The sequence below is a fragment of the Ruegeria sp. CK1 genome (assembly GCF_056536545.1).
This window is the reverse complement of the sequence record NZ_JBQFPX010000003.1, coordinates 353,876-368,247: the sequence shown is the minus strand read 5'-3', so window position 1 is coordinate 368,247 and position 14,372 is coordinate 353,876. Positions and strand designations below refer to the sequence as shown.

The 14,372-nt window shown below is 55.5% G+C and carries 15 protein-coding genes; 5 read left to right on the top strand and 10 right to left on the bottom strand.

Annotation, left to right across the window (positions count from 1 at the left end; all coding sequences use genetic code 11):
- Positions 1 to 43: 43 nt before the first annotated feature.
- The gene (locus ACR0L3_RS10815; protein ID WP_480745724.1) at positions 44 to 973 is read left to right on the top strand and encodes a GlxA family transcriptional regulator; all 930 of its coding nucleotides are present in this window, start codon (positions 44 to 46) and stop codon (positions 971 to 973) included.
- Between the two features lie 31 nt (positions 974 to 1,004).
- Here the strand turns inward: ACR0L3_RS10815 and ACR0L3_RS10810 are convergent, their stop codons facing one another.
- Genes ACR0L3_RS10810 through napF form a run of 6 tightly spaced genes read right to left on the bottom strand, consistent with a single transcriptional unit; the run spans position 1,005 to position 5,786 of the window.
- Positions 1,005 to 1,262, bottom strand: coding sequence for a hypothetical protein (locus ACR0L3_RS10810; RefSeq protein ID WP_480745723.1), 258 nt, complete (start codon positions 1,260 to 1,262; stop codon positions 1,005 to 1,007).
- A gap of 13 nt (positions 1,263 to 1,275) precedes the next feature.
- Positions 1,276 to 1,977: a NapC/NirT family cytochrome c gene (locus tag ACR0L3_RS10805; protein WP_480745722.1), complete on the bottom strand. Its 702-nt coding sequence runs from the start codon at positions 1,975 to 1,977 to the stop codon at positions 1,276 to 1,278.
- A 29-nt stretch (positions 1,978 to 2,006) separates the two neighbouring features.
- Positions 2,007 to 2,435 carry a nitrate reductase cytochrome c-type subunit gene (locus ACR0L3_RS10800; RefSeq protein WP_480745721.1) on the bottom strand — a complete coding sequence of 143 codons (429 nt, stop codon included), beginning with the start codon at positions 2,433 to 2,435 and terminating at the stop codon, positions 2,007 to 2,009.
- 56 nt (positions 2,436 to 2,491) lie between these two features.
- Complete coding sequence (napA, locus tag ACR0L3_RS10795; protein ID WP_480745720.1) at positions 2,492 to 4,984, bottom strand: nitrate reductase catalytic subunit NapA; 2,493 nt, start codon at positions 4,982 to 4,984, stop codon at positions 2,492 to 2,494.
- A 2-nt stretch (positions 4,985 to 4,986) separates the two neighbouring features.
- Positions 4,987 to 5,274: a chaperone NapD gene (locus ACR0L3_RS10790; protein ID WP_480745719.1), complete on the bottom strand. Its 288-nt coding sequence runs from the start codon at positions 5,272 to 5,274 to the stop codon at positions 4,987 to 4,989.
- Positions 5,271 to 5,786, bottom strand: a complete 516-nt coding sequence (gene napF / locus ACR0L3_RS10785; RefSeq protein WP_480745718.1) for a ferredoxin-type protein NapF — start codon at positions 5,784 to 5,786, stop codon at positions 5,271 to 5,273. The genes ACR0L3_RS10790 and napF overlap by 4 nt, the downstream gene beginning before the upstream one ends.
- 321 nt (positions 5,787 to 6,107) lie before the next feature.
- Between napF and fabI the strand changes: the two genes are divergently transcribed.
- From fabI to ACR0L3_RS10765, 4 genes are read left to right on the top strand one after another with little or no spacing between them, the layout of a single operon-like run.
- On the top strand, positions 6,108 to 6,872 hold the full coding sequence (gene fabI, locus ACR0L3_RS10780) for an enoyl-ACP reductase FabI (RefSeq protein WP_480745717.1): 765 nt from the start codon (positions 6,108 to 6,110) through the stop codon (positions 6,870 to 6,872).
- 11 nt (positions 6,873 to 6,883) lie between these two features.
- Positions 6,884 to 9,307 (top strand): DUF3141 domain-containing protein, encoded by a 2,424-nt coding sequence (locus ACR0L3_RS10775; protein ID WP_480745716.1) that lies wholly within the window; start codon positions 6,884 to 6,886, stop codon positions 9,305 to 9,307.
- Positions 9,304 to 10,698 carry a bifunctional enoyl-CoA hydratase/phosphate acetyltransferase gene (locus ACR0L3_RS10770; RefSeq protein WP_480745715.1) on the top strand — a complete coding sequence of 465 codons (1,395 nt, stop codon included), beginning with the start codon at positions 9,304 to 9,306 and terminating at the stop codon, positions 10,696 to 10,698. The genes ACR0L3_RS10775 and ACR0L3_RS10770 overlap by 4 nt, the downstream gene beginning before the upstream one ends.
- Positions 10,691 to 11,860 (top strand): acetate/propionate family kinase, encoded by a 1,170-nt coding sequence (locus tag ACR0L3_RS10765; protein WP_480745714.1) that lies wholly within the window; start codon positions 10,691 to 10,693, stop codon positions 11,858 to 11,860. The genes ACR0L3_RS10770 and ACR0L3_RS10765 overlap by 8 nt, the downstream gene beginning before the upstream one ends.
- 6 nt (positions 11,861 to 11,866) lie before the next feature.
- On the opposite strand, the gene ACR0L3_RS10760 is transcribed toward ACR0L3_RS10765, so the two are convergent.
- The 4 genes from ACR0L3_RS10760 to ACR0L3_RS10745 form a co-directional block, all read right to left on the bottom strand.
- Positions 11,867 to 12,340, bottom strand: a complete 474-nt coding sequence (locus ACR0L3_RS10760) for a hypothetical protein (RefSeq protein ID WP_480745713.1) — start codon at positions 12,338 to 12,340, stop codon at positions 11,867 to 11,869.
- A gap of 10 nt (positions 12,341 to 12,350) precedes the next feature.
- On the bottom strand, positions 12,351 to 12,608 hold the full coding sequence (locus ACR0L3_RS10755) for a hypothetical protein (RefSeq protein ID WP_480745712.1): 258 nt from the start codon (positions 12,606 to 12,608) through the stop codon (positions 12,351 to 12,353).
- Positions 12,609 to 12,724: 116 nt separating this feature from the next.
- Positions 12,725 to 13,396, bottom strand: a complete 672-nt coding sequence (locus tag ACR0L3_RS10750; protein ID WP_480745711.1) for a D-lyxose/D-mannose family sugar isomerase — start codon at positions 13,394 to 13,396, stop codon at positions 12,725 to 12,727.
- A gap of 16 nt (positions 13,397 to 13,412) precedes the next feature.
- Entirely contained in the window at positions 13,413 to 14,339 is a 927-nt protein-coding gene (locus tag ACR0L3_RS10745; RefSeq protein ID WP_480745710.1) for a carbohydrate kinase family protein, read from the bottom strand.
- Between the last annotated feature and the right edge of the window lie 33 nt (positions 14,340 to 14,372).

The window sequence follows — 14,372 nt, the reverse complement described above, 5'->3', positions numbered from 1 at the left end:
AGGTATGCAGAGTTAACCCAATTTCATGCAGAGATAGAAAAAATTGGCACGCCGTTTTAACGTACTGCTGTTTAATGGGTTCTCGAACCACTGTCTTGCCAACTTGGTCGAACCGTTGCGGGCCGCCAATATGCTGTCCAGGCAAGACCTGTACGCTTGGCGCTTCATTTCGTTGGATGGCAAGGCCGTCCAAAGTTCCAGCGGTTTAGTTGTTACGCCACACGGCGCGTTAACGGACCAAAGTGGGGACATGCTGGTTGTAATGCCGTCTTATGGATATCTGAAGTTGGACACTCGCGTCACGACCCGAGCCCTGCTTTCAGCAGCAAGGAAGCACACGCAATTGGCGGGTTTGGACACGGGAAGCTGGCTTTTGGCACGCGCTGGTTTATTGGATGAACACCGCGCGACAATCCATTGGGATGAATTGTCCCGGTTCGAAGAAGCGTTTCCAACAGTCAACACAGTGCGGGAACGTTATGTCATCGACGGTAACAGGTTGACCTGCTCTGGGGCCTTGGCTGCCTTCGATCTGGCCTCGGCCCTTATTCGCGATGACCACGGCCCGCTTCTGTCGATGGAAGTTGCTCATCTGCTGATGAGCCGGGGCGCAGCGGATTCATACGCATTGCCGCTGAAGTCCGAAGATACGTTGGTCAACCGGGCGCTGGCGGTGATGCAGGGGAACCTGGAAACCCCGCTGTCCATCAAGGACGTTGCCCGTAAAATCGGCTGCTCGCAAAAAAAGGTTGAGACACGCGTACAGGCAGAGCTGCGCACTACACCGCAGGCTCTATATCGGCGACTGCGGCTGAACCTGGCGCGGAAACTAGCAGAAGAGACCGAGCAATCCATCGCGGAAATCGCCGGTCGCTGTGGGTACGAAAACACCAGCGCGATGACCCGAGCGTTCAAAGCTGAATTTGGTAAGACCCCAACTGCATTTCGTCGCGCGGTCCCTGACGAGCGCTGACGAAGTTGCCGTGGCTCTGGCCGAATTTTGGTCAGACAGACGCGCCCTTTATGCGGATAACTGATCCCAAAGTTCCTGCGCACAACCCTATAACGACGGCAATCAACAATTCTATTGTCCCAACGCTGGCAAAATTCCAATGGGCAAAAATCAACGTCTCCAACACGCCGACTATCGCGCCCATTGCTCCGCCCAGCCAGAGGCGGCGAGTCATCATACCCAGCGCAAGCCCCAGAATGCCCGGAAGACTGATAATGTTGGCTCCGATTGTTCCCAGAATTTCCAGCATATCTCGCCCCCGTTTAATCCGCGCGGTTGGTCAGGAATGACCGGATTTCTTCGCTGCCATCCGCCACCTGATGCTGCAAACTGCTTGAGGGTTCACCAGCCAGTTCGTCGGTGATCTTTTGATATGTCTCAAGGTAATCTGGCGGCAGGCTGTGCGCGATGCCTTGGTGGCAGTCGATGCAGGTCATGCCTTCGTCGATGGCGCGCTGGTGTTCAGACGCGGCGCGGGTTTCTTGAATGGTAAAGTCCATGTAGTCAAAGTTATGGCAGTTGCGGCATTCGCGGCTATCTGACGCCTTCATCTTTTTCCAGACGGCTGAGGCCATGCTTAGACGGTGCGCCTCGTATTTCTCGGGCGTGCTGATGGTTCCGACCATCTCGTGATACACGTCTTTAACCGCCATGATCTTGGCTTTGATCTTGTGGTTCCATTCATGTGGCACGTGACAATCTGAACAGATCGCACGCACTCCTGAGTGATTGTTGTAGTGGATCGTCTCGCGATATTCACCCAAGTTGGTTTCCATCGTGTGGCACGAGGTGCAGAATTCCTCGGTGTTGGTCAGCTCCAGTGTCCAGTGGAATCCACCCCAGAACAGGATGCCAGCCAGAAACCCGGCTAGAACCAGAAAGCCGGAACTGAACAACACCGTCGGTGTCCATATTGCGTTCCACACCCGGCCAATCCAACCGCGTTTTTCAGGGGAGTCTGCCATCTTGGTGCTCCTTTCAGGTCAGCTGAGGATCAGTCGCTGGATGAAGGTTGAAAAAGGTTGGTCACCAATGGCTCCGTATCCGCTTGCGGGACGTGACATTGATTGCAGAAATACCTTGTGCCTGAGATGTAATCCAATTCAGTCCCGTCGCGGTCCAGGTAATGCGTCATCGAAAGTGTTGGTGCATTACGCTCACCAGCCTTTGTCCAGTCGTGACAGGACAGGCATTGATTGGTCCTCAGATCAATCTGGTACTGTGTAATTGAATGCGGGATAAGCGGGGGTTGTTGGCGGTAGTTTCTGACCATCCGACCTTCTCGGCCTTCCCACTGAAGGTTCATATTCACGACACTAGGCGCATCCGGAGGGGTTCCGCGTAGGTCACGAAGTTCTTGCGCAATCGCAATACTGCCAAGCGCGATGAGAAGGGCTGCTGCCGTGGCGACTATCTTATTCATCTTGCATGTTCCTTCTTGATTGGCTGGAAAACCGCCTTTTGACGGTCATCGCTGCTTCAGGCACGCTCGACTTTGCAGGCGCATTTCTTGAAATCTGTCTGCTTGGACAGGGGGCAGGTCGCGTCAAGTGTTAGCTTGTTCGTCAGCTGACCTTCGTCGAACCAAGGCATGAAGATCAGCCCTTGGGGCACCTTGTTTCGTCCCTTGGTCGACACGCGACTTGTTACTTCGCCGCGCCGTGTTGAGACCTTGATTTCCTGACCGTGCCGCAGGTCACGAGCGGCGGCATCTTCAGGATGCATGTAAATCACAGCCAGAGGGAAAGAGCGGTGTAATTCAGGAACGCGACGGGTCATCGAACCTGAATGCCAGTGTTCAAGGACGCGGCCCGTGCAGAACCACAGATCGTATTCCTCATCGGGCACTTCTGGCGGTGCCTCGTACGGCGCAAAGATGATCTTGGCCTTCTTGTCCGGGAATCCATAGAACTGAACTTCGGATCCGGCCTCGACGTAAGGATCACTGCCTTCGCGGTACCGCCAAAGAGTTTCCTTTCCGTCCACCACGGGCCAGCGCAGGCCGCGTTCTTCGTGATAGCGCTCAAAGGGTGCCAGATCATGGCCGTGTCCACGACCGAATTCAGCATACTCTTCAAAGAGGCCCTTCTGGACATAGAACCCGAAATGGTTCGCATCATCGTTCGGATGCCCCGGCTGAATTTCACTCAACGAGAATTTGTCTACATTGCCATTGTTGTAGAGCACCTCGTACAAGGTTTTCCCGGCCATGTCGGGAGCAGTGGCGACAAAGTCCTCTCCCCATGCTTCTTCAACAGTGAAACGCTTGGAAAATTCCATCAGCTGCCAAAGATCGGATTTGGCCTCGCCGGGCGCGTGAACTTGCTGACGCCACATCTGGGTGCGGCGCTCGGCGTTGCCGTAGCAGCCTTCCTTTTCAACCCACATTGCCGTTGGCAGGATCAGGTCTGCGGACATCGCCGTGACGGTAGGATAGGGGTCAGACACAGTGATGAAGTTGTCCGGGTTGCGGTAGCCCGGCCATCCTTCTTGGTTCATATTTGGGGCGGCCTGCATATTATTTGTGCACTGGACCCAATAAGCATTCAGCACCCCATCATTCAGCATCCGGTTTTGCTGAACGGCATGAAAACCGACCTTCTCCGGGATTGTGCCCTCTGGCACTTTCCAGATTTTTTCGGCCTTCGCGCGGTGTTCAGGGTTGGTAACCACATAATCGGCAGGCAACCGGTGTGCAAAAGTGCCAACCTCGCGTGCGGTGCCACAGGCAGACGGCTGACCCGTCAATGAAAACGGAGAGTTGCCGGGCTCGGATATTTTTCCGGTCAGCAAGTGCACGTTGTACATCAGGGAATTCACCCATGACCCGCGTGTGTGCTGGTTGAAGCCCATGGTCCACAGGCTCATGACCTTGCGGTTTGGGTCGGCATATTGCTGCGCGAGACGCTCAAGTTTCTCGGCCGGAACACCCGACAGCTCGACCGTGTATTCCAAAGTGTAGGGCTTCACTGACTCTGCATATTCGTCAAAGCTGATCTCGGTAAGATTGCCCGAGTTCGGATTGACCGCCGCCTGTTGCAGTGGATTGTCATCCCTTAATCCAAAACCGATATCAGTGTCGGTTTTGGTGATGTTCACGTGCTTGGAGAGGAACTCTTCGTTCACAGCGCCTGTTTGAATTATATGGTTGGCGATGTAGTTGAGGATGGCCAAGTCAGTCTGCGGATTAAACACCATTCCATTATCGGCCAGTTCAAAGGACCGGTGTTCGAACGTAGACAGGACGTGTACTTCGCACCCTTCTTTCGTCAGTCGCGTGTCTGTCAGCCGCGACCAAAGGATTGGGTGCATTTCGGCCATGTTCGATCCCCAAAGGACAAAGGTATCAGCAGCCTCCAGATCATCATAGCAGCCCATAGGTTCGTCGATGCCAAATGTCCGCATGAACCCGACAACGGCAGAGGCCATACAGTGCCGCGCGTTAGGATCAATGTTGTTTGACCTGAAACCAGCCTTCATCAGTTTTGATGCTGCATAACCTTCCCAGACGGTCCATTGACCCGAACCGAACATTCCAACGCCGTCGGGCCCTTTGTTTTTCAGGGTCTCTTTCCACTTTTCGGCCATGATGTCGAAAGCATCATCCCATGAAATCGGTTCAAAATCCCCGTCTTTGGCGTATTCGCCATCTCTCATGCGCAGCATCGGCTGGGTCAGGCGATCTTCGCCGTACATGATTTTGGACAGGAAATAGCCTTTGACACAGTTGAGGCCTCGGTTCACCTCGGCCTTCGGATCACCTTGGGTGGCAACGACACGACCGTTTTTCGTTCCGACAAGTACAGTACACCCAGTCCCGCAAAACCGGCAGGGCGCTTTGTCCCATTTGATATCTGGTATTCCGACCTGTGCATTGGCTTGACCACCGGCCAAAGGAATTCCTGCGGCAGATGCGGTGGCAGCGGCAGCAGAAGCCTTAAGGAATGTTCGGCGAGATTCTGATGTAGTCATAGCTATGGCCTCCGACTGGTGGTTTGGCTTGGGGCATCAGGACGCGAAAGGTTGTCCGCAAGATCCTCAAAATGGTGATAGGTGAGAGTAACCGAGAGCACTCCGGGAATTTGATGCAGGTCCATAATGATCTCGGATGCTAGACGCGCGGGTGTGTCTTCGACCACGACGACAAACCTGCCTTCATCTGTTTGGGCATGCACTTCGACACCGGGTATTTCATTCATGACTTGTGCAGCGGCGTCGGCATGCACTGGGGAAACATGAGCGAGACAGCCGCAAATATTCATTGCTTTACCTCCGTCTCTGGATTGGGCTCACGATTGAGACCTATCGCGTCAACAGGGCAAAGAGAAACGCAAGCACCGCATCCGTTGCACGCGTCGAGGTCCAATAAAGGTTTAGCCCGCCCGCCCAGTTGCAGACGAAAGCGAATGGCATTCTTTTCGCAATTGTCCTGACAGACCCGACAGCTTACGCCGTTCATGGACAGACACGTCTGTTCTTCAATCGCGGCTCGCCATGGCCAACTTTCTATTTGTTCGAATTGCAGAGCATTCGTCGGGCAGGCTTTGGCGCAATCGCCGCAAAAGGTGCAAGGATTGTCAACAGGTTGAAAGACAGGGAACCCGCTTTGGTCAAATGCAAGAACCGTTTCGGGGCATGCCGCGACGCACTCGCCGCATTTGGTGCAATCATCCAGGAAACCAGACATAACCGACCCCGGGGGACGAACAATGCTGTTGTCATCCCGGAACATTTTGGCGCTAAGAAACGCCCGTCGGCTGGTCAGTTGGCTCATATGGCTAGACTGTTCGCACTGATTCCTTTTCTAGGATAACCCAATAGCGATTTTGAATGTGATGCTTTTTGAGGCAGGTCATTTTCGGTCGCTTTAACTTCCGGCATTAAAATATCAGTTCGCAATGCCCGAACCTGAACATGGCGAGTTGTCTAAACCTTTGTAAACCGCTGGTGGCCGAAGCTCTGCGTCAGCGTGTTTTTAAGCAGAAAAACGCGAAGATGTTACATTCTACGCTTATGCGGCATTGCAGCACGAAAATTGAGTATCATATCGAAACAAGTTATGCTGCGGCGCAGAAGGCAGAAAAGGATTGGCGGAATGTTCAGCCTTGAAAGCACAAAAGTAGTGGTGTTGGGCATCGCCAATAATCAATCCATAGCTTGGGGCATCGCAAAGGCATTGCACTCGCAGGGTGCCGAAGTGGCGATCACTTATCTGAACGACAAGGCCGAGCCGCATGTTCGGGCGCTGGCGGAGGAGATTAACTCTCCTATCGTCATGCCGCTTGATGTGCGTGATCCTGACCAGTCTCGGGCACTGTTCGATGAGATTGGCCGGCGGTGGGGGCGGTTGGATACGCTGGTGCATTCCATTGCCTTTGCCCCCAGCAAAGACCTGCATGGGCGGGTGATCGATACCTCGCCTGAGGGGTTTGCACTGGCCATGGACATTTCCGTGCATTCTTTCCTTCGCATGATCCGCATGGCCGAGCCGCTTATGAGACAAGGTGGAACCTGCATGACAGTTTCGTTCCTTGGCTCGACAAGAGTTGTCGAAAACTACAACGTGATGGGTCCGGTAAAAGCTGCCTTGGAAGCGTCGGTGCGGTACGCAGCGGCTGAGTTGGGGCCGAAACGTATTTCAGTTCACGCCTTGTCGCCTGGACCATTGAAGACCCGAGCGGCTTCTGGCCTGTCCGATTTCGATGAACTTCTGGCAGACGCCGCATCGCGGTCTCCGACACATCAACTGGCGACAATCGAAGATGTCGGCGCCTACGCCGCATTCCTGGCCAGCCCCGAGGCTTTTAACGTGACCGGTGGCATTCACCTGATTGACGGCGGTTACAACATCGTCGGGTAAAGGAGAGGGTTATGATTTCAGACGCGCAAAAGACCTCGTTGAAACTTGGCTCCGAAATGGCTGAAAGCGCGGCCGAAGTGCAGGACCGAACAGCAGATATCGTGAATCGGGCGCTTGACCGGTCGGGTATACAATGGAGCTTGCTGGCTCAATCGGCCGAGTTGCAATCTGCAAGGATCACCGAAACCCATGCCGAACGGTCGCGTGATTTGATGGAAGGCTTTGCTGACGTGTCGCAACGCATCGCAAGTTCGCAATCCGTTGTGAGTGATTGGGCCGAGTATCTGAAAGATGCCACCCAGCGTGTGGTGCTGACGATGGATGCGCTGCGCGAGCGTGGCGACGTGTTTCTTGAGCATGAGGCTGAAGCCTGTCCTCCGGTCTTGGTTTACGACTATGAGGTTATTGTTGATGGTAAGGCCCTGAAACGACCCTGCAATTATCAACTGCTGCGTATCTTGCCACCCGAAGGTGTTTCAGTTGACGACACCCGCCGTCCTTACATCATCATCGACCCACGCGCGGGTCACGGTGGTGGCATTGGTGGCTTTAAGCAGGACAGCCAGGTTGGCGTCGCTTTGTCCAAGGGGCACCCGGTCTATTTCGTCAGCTTTGGGCGCGATCCGGTGCCGGGCCAGACCCTTGCCGATGTTATGCACGCCGAGGCGGGGTTTGTCCGGACAGTGCGAGCGCGGCATCCAGATAGTCCTCAACCGGTGGTAACGGGCAATTGTCAGGGCGGATGGGCAACGCTGTTGATGGCTGCGTGTAACCCCGATCTCACAGGTCCGCTGATCTTGAATGGTGCCCCTATTGCGCCATGGTCTGGTGAAGTGGGCGAAAATCCGATGCGCTATAACGCGGGTGTGCTGGGCGGAACCTGGCAGCCGATGTTCTGGTCGGACGTCGGCGCGGGTAAGTTCGACGGCGCAAATCTGGTTATGAACTTCGAACAGTTGAACCCCAGCCGAAATTATTTCGGCAAGTATTTCGACCTCTACCGCGATCCGGAAGGCGGGCGAAAACGCTTCATCGACTTCGAGCGGTGGTGGGGCGGTTACTTCTTGCTGAACGAGGCCGAGATCCACTGGATCGTCGAGCAGTTGTTTGTCGGTAACCGGCTGGTCAAGAACACGGCGCAACTGGAGCCCGGCGTGCCGATCGACATCAAAGCGGTCAAGGGCCCGATCTTTGTCTTTGCCAGTCAGGGCGACAACATCACCCCGCCGCAACAGGCCCTGAACTGGATCGCCGCGACCTATGCGGATGAAGAAGAAATTCGCCTGCGCGGTCAGCGGATCATTTACATGCTTCATGACGAAGTGGGTCACTTGGGCATCTTCGTTTCATCCAAAGTTGCACGGAAAGAACATACCGAACTGGCCTCGACCCTTGAGACGGTCGAGGCTATGGCGCCGGGTCTTTATGAGATGGTGATTGAAAACATCGAAGGCGAAGGGCAGGACAAAAAGTTCGAAGTTCGGTTCTATGATCGCACGTTAGAAGACCTGGCCGCTCTGGATGACGGTCAGCAGGATGAAGCCAGTTTTGCAGCCGTGGCGCACATGTCTGAGGTGCAGGCCAATGCCTATGAAACTTTCGGGCGTCCTTTCGTACGTTCGGTTTCGACGCCCTTGGGCGCAAAAGCCTTGCGCGACCTGCATCCACTACGTGTTCAGCGCGCGGCTATGTCATCGTCCAATCCGACAATGAAAGGAGTCGAACAACTGGCTCAGTCGGCTCGTGAGCAGCGCACGCCGGCCGATCCGGGCAACCCGTTTCTTGCGCTTGAGAAACTTACCGCTGACTGGATCGAGCAGATGATGGATTTCCATCGTGACCTGCGAGATGCCTGGTATGAAGGGATGTTCTTCTCGCTATGGGGCGGCCCGCTTGCTGCGTGGTTCGGTAAGAAAAACGCGGCACCTCGAACGCTGCCTGACCCCGAAACACTGAAAGCCCTGCCCGAAGTTGAGGCAGCCTTGGCGCATATGAAACAGGGTGGGCTAGCCGAAGCTGTGATCCGGCTGCTGATCTTGCTGGCAGCGAGCAACCAAAGCTTCAAGGCCGAAATCCTGCACCGTTGGGCGCATGTGTTCAAGCATGAAGCGCCGTTCAATGACATGACCGTTGAACAACGCCAACGCATGTTGCGGGAACAGACGGTCATCGCCACCTTTGATGAACAGGGCGCGATTAACTCACTTCCCGATCTTTTGCCGTCTGCAGCAGAAAAGAAGCAGGCGGTTGATCTCATCAAGCGCGTTTTGGGCGATATTCCAAACCCCTCACCTGAGCTTGTCGAGATGGCGAAGGCGCTCTACGAAACCCTCGATCTTGCTGAGATCAAAAAGGAACCCGATGCTCCGCCCAAGCCTGCTCCGGGAACTCGAAAGCGTAGGGGACCCGCTGCGAACAAGGCCAAGACGAAATGAAGGTAAAGGAAAACCGCACCTACGCACAGATTGAGGTCGGGGATGAGGCGCAGGTTACGCGCCTGTGCACTGTCGATGACCTATACGCGTTCGCCTCTGCCTCGGGTGATCACAATCCCCTGCACCTTGCAAGCTACGATGGTGACGGCGACGGCCATCCCGAAGCCGTTGCTCCGGCTCTTTGGCCCGCGGGTCTTATCGCGGCGGTTCTGGGCAATATCCTGCCCGGTGCCGGGACGCAGACTCGATGGGCAAACCTTTCCTTCCATATTCCGGTTGTGGCAGGCGACGAAGTGACCGCATTTGTAACTGTTATCGAAAAGCTCGAGGATGGTGATCTGCTCTGCGCCGCCGAAGTGCGCCGTGTAGGCGACAATGCTCTGATCCTCAGCGGTGAGGTGCAAGTGACACCACCGGCCAAGCACTTGACCTTCGACTCGGTCGAGGTGCCAGGCTTAATTGTTGAACGCCACCGCCATTTCGACGCGTTGATTGCCAAGGCCGCCCCGCTGGATCCAATGCCCACCGCCGTGGTGGCACCGGAAGAAGTCAACTCTCTGGGCGGCGCGTTGCTTGCGCATACCAAGAAGATCATCACTCCGATCCTGTTGGGCGACCCTGACAAAATTGCAGCAGCTGCAGTAGAATTAGAGGCTGATCTGTCGGGGATCGAAATCATAGACGTGCCAAGCCATGAAATGGCTGCTCACCGTGCGGTGGATTTGGTAGTCGAAGGCAAAGCGCAGAGCCTGATGAAAGGGCACCTGCATACTGATGTTCTGTTGCATGCTGTTCTGCGACGCCAAAAGGGTCTGCGGACCGGGCGGCGTCTGTCGCATGTGTTTGTTATGGATGTGCCTGGTTTTTCGCGTCCCATAATGGTGACAGATGCAGCCGTGAACATAGCGCCGGACCTCGAGACCAAGGCCGATATTGTACAAAACGCAATTCATCTGGCGCAATCTATCGGAATCGAAACGCCGAAGGTCGGCGTCTTATCTGCGGTTGAAACGATCAACCCTCATATGCCGTCTTCCGTGGACGCGGCGTTGTTGTCGAAGATGGCCGAGCGTGGCCAGATTACCGGCGGTCTGGTTGATGGCCCTTTGGCGATGGACAACGCTGTAGACTTAAAGGCGGCACGAACCAAAGGTATCGAGTCTGCTGTTGCGGGCGCTGCTGACATTCTGGTGGCGCCCAATATTGAGGCCGGAAATATGGTAGCTAAGCAGCTTACCTATATTTCACATGCCGAGGCAGCGGGGATCGTGGTCGGCGCGGCAGCACCTATAATTCTTACATCTCGGGCTGATGACGATGCTTCGCGTCTGGCCTCTTGCGCGGTAGCGGCCCTGTACGCGCACGCGAACAAAGGTAAAATTCATGGCTGACCATGTATTGGCGTTGAATGCCGGGTCTTCATCGTTGAAATTTGGGCTGTATGAGCTGGTTGAGAACAATCGTCCCAGCATGCGGTGGCATGGCCAAATCGAACGTCTTGGAGACGCGCCCCGTTTGGTCGCGGAATCTGCCGGGGGCCGCTCGGTTGACCAACCCCTGACGAATGCAAAAAGCCATGATGAGGCGATCAACGCCTTTCTGGATATGGCGCGCGAAAATTTGCCAGATGTTAGCATACGCGCCATTGGCCACCGGGTTGTCCATGGCGGGACGGTTTATTCGGAGCCGGTTCAGATAGACGAAAAGGTTCTGGATGCGCTGGCCGGGTTTATCCCCTTTGCGCCGTTGCACCAACCCTACAGCCTTGCCGGGATACGGGCGGCTAGCAAAGCCTTTCCGGGCACGGTTCAAGTGGCGTGTTTTGACACCGCGTTTCACCGAACACACCCCTGGGTCAACGATACCTTCGCCCTGCCGCAGACCTACTACGACAAGGGCGTGCGCCGTTACGGGTTCCATGGTCTGAGTTACGACTACATCACGCAAAAACTCAAGGAAATCGCCCCGAGCTTGTACGATGGCCGAGTTGTTATTGCACATTTAGGCAATGGGGCGTCTATGTGCGCGGTTTCAGGCGGGAGGGCCGTTGCCTCGACAATGGGGTTTTCGGCGCTGGACGGGCTGCCAATGGGTACGCGCAGCGGTCAGTTGGATCCGGGTGTTGTCCTATACATGATGCAACAAGAAGGTATGAGCGCTGACGAGATCGCAGATATGCTCTATCGCAAATCCGGTCTGTTGGGCCTTTCTGGCATGTCTTCAGATATGCGCACTCTGTTGGCTGCTGAAACACCCGAGGCGCGACGGGCGATTGATTACTATGTTTTCCGTATCCGCCGAGAGTTGGGAGCCATGTCTGCCGCTCTGGAAGGGCTGGACGCGCTGGTCTTCACTGGTGGGATCGGTGAGAATGCGACCCAGATCCGTCGGAGAGTCTGCGAGGGAATGCGCTGGATCGGGATCGAGATGGATCCGAACCGAAACGCTGACAACGGAACAGTTTTGTCGACGGATTTCAGCCGGGTTCGCATCTTGGCAATCCCCACAAACGAAGAGATGGTTATTGCCCGCGCCGCGGCGCGTCTGGTGTAGTAGGCGCTACTGCTCGGGCTTTTTCTTGTGGCGCTTGGCGTATTTTATCAAAGCTCCTAGTAAGACGCTGATGATATCTGGAGACAGCGCACCCAGTGGGTCGCGCCGTAGGCCGGTCACAGTACTGCGAGCGTCAGAGAGCGTATCCTTGATCTCGGTCTCGATATCCTGCAGTGCCATATCGCGCAGTTCCACCGCGGCCGTTGTATCCGCCTGTGCGTTTTGCCCATTGGCCAGCAGCCCCAGAACTAAAGCAAGCAGAAGGTTGGCACCCGCCATAATCAGGGCAGCCAACGGTTTGGACAGTGTTGCGGATAACCAGAAAAACCCAGCGACATTCAGCATGATGACCGCCAAACCAACGGCAAGCCCTGCGGCTGCATAAAACCCGGTACGGCGGGCAGCGACGGCAACGTGGCGTTGCGCGATCAGTCTTTCAGCCCGAAGAACAATCGAAATATTGCGCGAAATACGGCTCATGATCAGGCTCCTACCGTGACCGGCCTAGCAGATAGCCAAGCGTGAAAATTCCAAGCGCGAACAGGATCGGTCGCTTGTGGGGCAGGTCTTCTAGTTCGGTCAGCGCTTCTTCAAGTTGACCTGTCCAGCCGTCGATATTCTCGGCTATTTTATCGGCCACTGTATGATGTGGCTCTGATGTCGAAGCATTTTCATTTGCTTCGGTTTGCTCAGCCAGTTGGCGACGCAGGTCGGCGACCTCGGCTTCAAGCTCGGCTTTCGTAACCATTGGTCCGGTCCTCTCACAGGTGTTGTGCCTGTGGGTTGAGGGCAGTGACCTCAACCCTAGCTTTGAGGGCCATGTTAATGCGATTTTCCGTTTTTAGAAAAGGGACTTATCTTTTTTCAGGCGTAGTAGTCTGCAACCAGCAGGAAATCGGGCGCGACGTTTTCCTCGATGGTGGCGAACCGCGGGATAGGGTCTTCAAAGACGTTATCAGTGCGGTCGTCATTGACGGTTGAGACCTCGCCGATCAGACAATCGCCTTTTTCGGCCCAGAACGCATGCCAGATACCGGGCATCAGGGTAACGCTTTCACCCGGCTTCAGGCGCAGTAGTTCACCGGGCTGGATCGTGACCGGGCAGCCATCGCTGGGTACAACAACGGGATTGTCACGGTCGATGCCGCCTTGGGCGTCCGACGCGTAGATTTCCATCACCAGATCACCACCGCCACGGTTGATGATGTCTTCGGCTTTGACAATGTGGCGGTGCATAGGCGACAGCTGTTTGTCGCGTGAAACCAGCAGTTTCTCGGCATACAGCATTCCTCGACCGCTGTTCAGATCAGCTACATCGCCATTGCGCAGGGTGAAGAGGAATAAGCCCAGTTCATCAAAGCGACCCTGTCCGTAATCAGTGATGTCCCAACCCAGTCCACGCTCGCGGATACCTGCGGCTTTATCGCTGCGCATCTCATCGGGCGACCAGCCAGCAAAGGGCGGCAGCACGGTGCCGAAAGATCGAATGAAGGCCTCGGCCTCAGTTTTGATTGCGTTGATGTCGGATCGTTTCATTTGAATCTCTTAATGATCAGAGTTCGTGCGCCCAAGGCGGGTTGGCCCCAGCGCGGGATACGGTAATGGCTGCGACCTCGGCACCCTTGGCGAGGGCCGTGCGCAAGGCGTCGTTGCTCAGGTCACGTAGCGCGGCTTTGGTCAGATGGCCAGCACCTTCGAGTTCAGCCAGAACACCGGCGTTGAACGTATCGCCTGCGCCAACGGTATCGACCACGTCTACCTTTTGAACAGGGACCCAGGTTTCTGACCCATCTGCCAGATAACCTGACGCACCATCACTGCCGCGGGTCACGATGACCACAGTCGGCCCGGCTTGCAGAAGCAGAGGCACCTTTTCGGCTATGGGTTCGGGGCCGGGAACAATCCAATCCAAATCTTCATCCGAAACCTTCACGATGTCAGCCTGAGCGATCATGCGGTTCAGGCGTGTACTATAGTGGGTTTGGTCCTTGATGAAATCTGGTCGGATATTTGGGTCAATCATCACGGCGCGATCCGCACCGTGCTGGTTCAGCAACGCAGCGTATGCATCGGCGCAGGGCTCACAGGCTAGGCTGATACCGCCGAAGTACAACGCTGACACGGCGGGCAACTGCTTTGGCATATCCTCGGGCATCAACATGCGACCGGCCGAATTCTCGTCCATAAAGCTGTAGGTGGCGTGACCGTCCTTCAGTTGAACAAAAGCCAACGTAGTAGGACGGTCTGAACGGATCACGTGGCTGTAATCCACATGGCTGGCCTGCAAGGCGTCGGCCAGTTGTTGCCCGAACATATCAGAGGACAGACCCGTCAACAGACCGGTCGATACCCCCAGCCGCCCAAGTGCAATGGCTGTGTTAAAGACAGCACCGCCGGAATGTGGCACAAAGCCCTTGCCGCCCGAAACTGTCGGGGCGGCGATCATGTCGATCAGGGCTTCACCGCAGCACAGGATCATGCCGGGTCCTTTCTGTATTTTGAAACTTTGCGG